The 4473-nt window shown below is 52.5% G+C and carries 3 protein-coding genes; 1 reads left to right on the top strand and 2 read right to left on the bottom strand.

The features are described 5' to 3' along the window. A partial coding sequence (locus tag ONB24_12860) for a sugar phosphate isomerase/epimerase (protein ID MDZ7317004.1) occupies positions 1 to 201 on the bottom strand: 201 nt, incomplete at its 3' end. Between the two features lie 22 nt (positions 202 to 223). Next, positions 224 to 1687, bottom strand: a complete 1464-nt coding sequence (locus ONB24_12855; protein ID MDZ7317003.1) for a sulfatase — start codon at positions 1685 to 1687, stop codon at positions 224 to 226. Positions 1688 to 2175: 488 nt separating this feature from the next. On the opposite strand from ONB24_12855, the gene ONB24_12850 reads away from it, so the two are divergent. Next, a partial coding sequence (locus tag ONB24_12850) for a CotH kinase family protein (GenBank protein ID MDZ7317002.1) occupies positions 2176 to 4473 on the top strand: 2298 nt, incomplete at its 3' end.

Here is a 4473-nt window from a genome sequence, read left to right as displayed (position 1 = left end):
CAACATTTGGCCGGGAAATGCCTCCAAAACGGAGCACCCGGCGTCTTTGGCCTTATAGGCGCCCTCGGCAAAGGTGAACAAACGAAAGCTCCATAGTTGCGGTCCAATGGCAAAACCGCCGACTTTGATTTCGGGCGGGAAATCGGCCGCCTGGAGAGAAAACACGGCGGTCAGTAAAAGGCAGGCTGCGGTTTTTTTCATAGTATCCTCCATAGATGACGTTCTATTTTGCTTTTCGTTGATCGGCTCGAAAACCTTGTTCGCGGCGCAGAGGAATCTGCATGCCGCCGGTGCGTTCCAGCCAATTCCAAAGATCGTCCTTCAGCTCCCGTACAAGCGCCTGCAGCGTCGGATCGTCGATGCGGTTGCGCATCTCCTCCGGATCCTCGGCCAGGTTATAGAGCTCGTCGACGTCCCAAATACCGTGATAATGGATGTATTTCCACCATTCGGTGCGCACTCCGAAAGTGGTCGGCGTGTGAGGGAAATTGCTTTCCCAATAATATTCGTAGTAAATGCGGTCGCGCCAGGGGATTTCTTTACCGAAGAGCAGCGGGAGAAAGGAGCGGCCGTCCATCGGCAGGGAGTGACGGACTCCGGCAGCTTCGAGAATTGTCGGCGCCGCGTCGATGTTCTGTACCAAGTGCGGAATGATGCTTCCCTGGCGAATATGCGAGGACCAACGCGCCAACATCGGCACGCGGATCGAGGGTTCGTACATATGCCGCTTGTCGATCAGCCCATGCTCGCCGAAACAAAAGCCGTTATCCCCCATATACAGAACCAGCGTTTTGTCGCTCAGCTTTTTTCCATCGAGAAAATCGAGTACCCGCCCGATGCTCTCGTCCAGCGCAAGCAGCGTCTCGCAATAGCTACGATAAAAGTCGTCCAAATCGATTTGGCCGTGATAGAGATAATCGACGCCGTGCCAACTGTTGCGCTGGGCGCGCACCCAAGCCGGCTTGCCGCGATAGTTTTCTTCGGTATCGGCCATGCTGCGCGGATATTCGAGAACGGCATCCCGATAAAGGCCGCGATGACGGGGCGCGGGCTCGAACATGGCATGTACGGCTTTGTGCGAAAGAAAAAGAAAGAACGGGCGCCGCGGATCGACGTTCTGCAGCCAGTCGAGCGCATAGTCGGTCAGCAGATCGGTAATGTATCCTTCACGGCGGATCTTCTGACCGTCGATGTTGAGTTCCGGATCATAGTAGACCCCCTGACCCCGAAAGCTGATCCATTTGTCAAAACCTTCCCGCGGCTCATCGCTTTCGTCTCCCATGTGCCATTTGCCGATAAACGCGGTCTGATAACCCGCTTGCCGGAGTAGAGAAGGAAAGAAAACCGTACCCTTCGGGATATCGACGTTATTGTCTACTACGCCGTGCGAATGAGCGTACCGGCCGGTTAGAATAGAGGCGCGGCTGGGAGAGCAGAGGGCGGTCGAAACGAATGCGTTCTGCAGGTGCACGCCTTCGGCGGCCATGCGGTCGAGATGGGGCGTGCGCAAAAAGGAAGGTTTGCCGAGAAAACTCATGAAATCATAGCGATGATCATCCGAGAGTATCAGGATGATGTTGGGTCTTTCCGCGGACGAAGGCTCGGCGGATAAGGATAGAGCAAGCGGTGCAGCCGCCGCCCCAACGAATCGGTTGAGGAATGTCCTGCGATTGATAGAGTTCGCCATATACCTTCCTCTTTAAGACCCAAAAGAAAATATAGCAATTTTCTTTTAAAGTGAAACCCAAATTTGCTGCTATCGGCGTTGATAACCGACTTTTAGAGCATTGCAATTAAAAGCAACCATGCTAAGCAAGGCAATTTGTCTTTTGATTATAGGATTTGCTCCTAAAAAAAGGCAGAATGGCTGTCTTGCGCTTTCTATTCAAGAGGGAAATTATGGAGTAGAACAAGTGTCATTTGTACGAAAAAACCAAAGATTCCATGATTTTTTACTTTAGGTTTATTTTCTCATAAAGTAAATTTATGCTGTTCCGTTACAAACTGCATCTAGACGTGCTCTTCCATGGCTCACGCCTTTAAGCAGCTTTTTCACCTGCAGCTCCGCGTGCCGTTTCAATAGCTCTAATGCATCTAAAGGTTAATTACTGCGTCTGCTTGCGTCGACTTTTCCGAATAGGCTTATGGATCACTTTAACACGATTGGAAATGCGTATGGTTCGTAAAGTACTCTTTATCTTTGCCGTTTTAACACACGTCTCTTTTTCGGCTGTATGGATCAATGAAATCATGGCCTCCAACAAGATGACCGCTCTCGATCCGGATTCGCTTCAATATGGAGATTGGATCGAGATCTATAACTCGGGTCCTTTTACGGTCGATTTGAGCGGCGCTTATCTGACCGATGATCTGTCTGTGCCGAATAAATGGCGGATCCCGGCCGGCACGACCGTCCCCGTCAACGGCTATCTCTTGATATGGGCCGACGGCAACGACGCGGCGTTGAAAAACCTGCATACTAACTTTAAACTGGACAACGACGGCGAGACGGTTGGACTGTTTGCCGCCGACGGCACGGTCGTCGATACCCTCACCTTTAAGAAACAGTTCAGCGACATTTCCTTTGGACGAGATCCGAAGGATCCTCACCGGCTGCTCTATTTCGAACAGCCTACGCCGGGAAAAGCCAACGCTTTAGAGGGTTATCTTGTGGGTGAGCGAGCAGGAAAAGTCAAATTTTCTCTTACGCCCGGTTTTTATCGCGATGCTCAAGCCGTCCTGCTCTCTGCCGGGAACGGCGCAACCATTCGCTACACCCTGGACGGCTCGACACCGACACGCAATTCAAAGGTTTATCAGTCGCCGATCGTCGTCACCCGCACCACGGTCATCAAGGCGCGCGCTTATGAACCCGGACTACTTCCAGGGCCGGTAGAGACCTGCACCTTGTTCATCGATGAAGAGTCGACCTTGCCGGTCATCTCGATCTCCACCGAGTCGGCAAACTTGTTCAGCGATGAGTACGGCATCTATGTCGACCGAAACATTAACGTCCGCAAAAATTGGGAGAGACCGGCGGTTTTAGAGTTTTTCGAAACGAACGGCGTCCGGCAATTCGCCGAAAATGTGGATCTGCGCCTCTTCGGCCGCACAGCCATTTATATTCCGCAAAAGTCACTGGCGGTTTTCATGAATCGGACGCTCGAGTACCCTCTTTTTCCGGGACAATCGGTGCAAACCTTTGATTCCTTTATTCTCCGCAGCAGCAGCGACGACTGGCATCGCACCATGTTTCGCGACGGTTTTATTCAAAGTTTGATGCGCCGCAGCCTGACGATCGATACGCAGGCTTATCGGCCGTCTGTTGTCTTTATCAACGGCGAATATTACGGCATTCATAACATTCGGGAAAAATATAACGGCGATTATCTGGCTTCCTATCATGGAGTAGATCCCGACAGCCTGGATCTTTTGTATATCGACGAGCGTCAAGCCGATCCGGTTACCGTTCTTGACGGTGACCGCAAGGCCTTCGACGAACTCATTGCATATATTTCATCGCATGATTTGGCGCAGGCTGAACATTATGCCTGGGTCGCCGAGCGTGTCGATATTGACAATTTTATCGATTACATCATTGCCGAGGCGTTTACCGGCAACACCAGTTGGGCGCACAATATCCGCTGCTGGCGGCCGCACACACCGGACGGCAAATGGCAGTGGCTGTTGTTCGACATGGATCGCGGCTTCCGGGACCGCAATTTCAACGCCTGGGCCGATATGGCGGAAAAGTTCGAGCTGTTCCGCAATCTGTTGAAAAACAACGAATTTAAGCAACGGCTGGTTTCCCGTTATGCCGAACTGATCAACTCGGCTTTCCAACCTGAACCCATGACGGCGCTGCTCGACAGCCTACGGGCGGGTATTGCGGCTGAAATGCCGCGGCACATCGAGCGCTGGAAGGACCATTGCGGCAACGGCGTCTGCGGCATCCCGTCCATGACCGATTGGCAGAACAACGTCAACGATATGCGCAGTATCGTTCAGGCAAGGCCGGCGATTGCCGCTCAGCAGCTCGTCTCTCTGCTGAACCTGGGCCGCCAAGTCAGGCTCAATGTTCAGGTGCAGCAGCCGAACTACGGCGTGGTGCAGATCGGCAGCGCCAAAACCAGCGGCACTTTTAGCGGCGTCTATTTTCCCGGCATGCGGGTTGTTCTTCGCGCCCAGCCGAATCCTGGTTTTGCTTTCGTCGGTTGGTACGGCGCCTCAGCGTCAAAAACCCTGCTCTTGCCTCGCGGTTCAACTTGGCGTTATTTTGATCAAAACAATCGACCGGCCGATAATTGGTATACCGCCGGCTACAATGATCTCTCCTGGAAAAGCGGCCGAGCGCAGTTCGGTTACGGCGAAAACGATGAGGCGACGGTGATCGACTATGGGCCGGATCCTTCGCACAAATATATGACCGTCTATTTTCGCACTGTTTTTACGGTCAATGACGTTTCCAAAATC

The organism is candidate division KSB1 bacterium, assembly GCA_034505495.1.
In the GTDB taxonomy this organism is placed as follows: Bacteria; Zhuqueibacterota; Zhuqueibacteria; order Residuimicrobiales; family Krinioviventaceae; genus Fontimicrobium_A.
The sequence above is the reverse complement of the archived record's forward strand: the minus strand, read 5'-3'. Positions and strand labels throughout refer to the sequence as shown.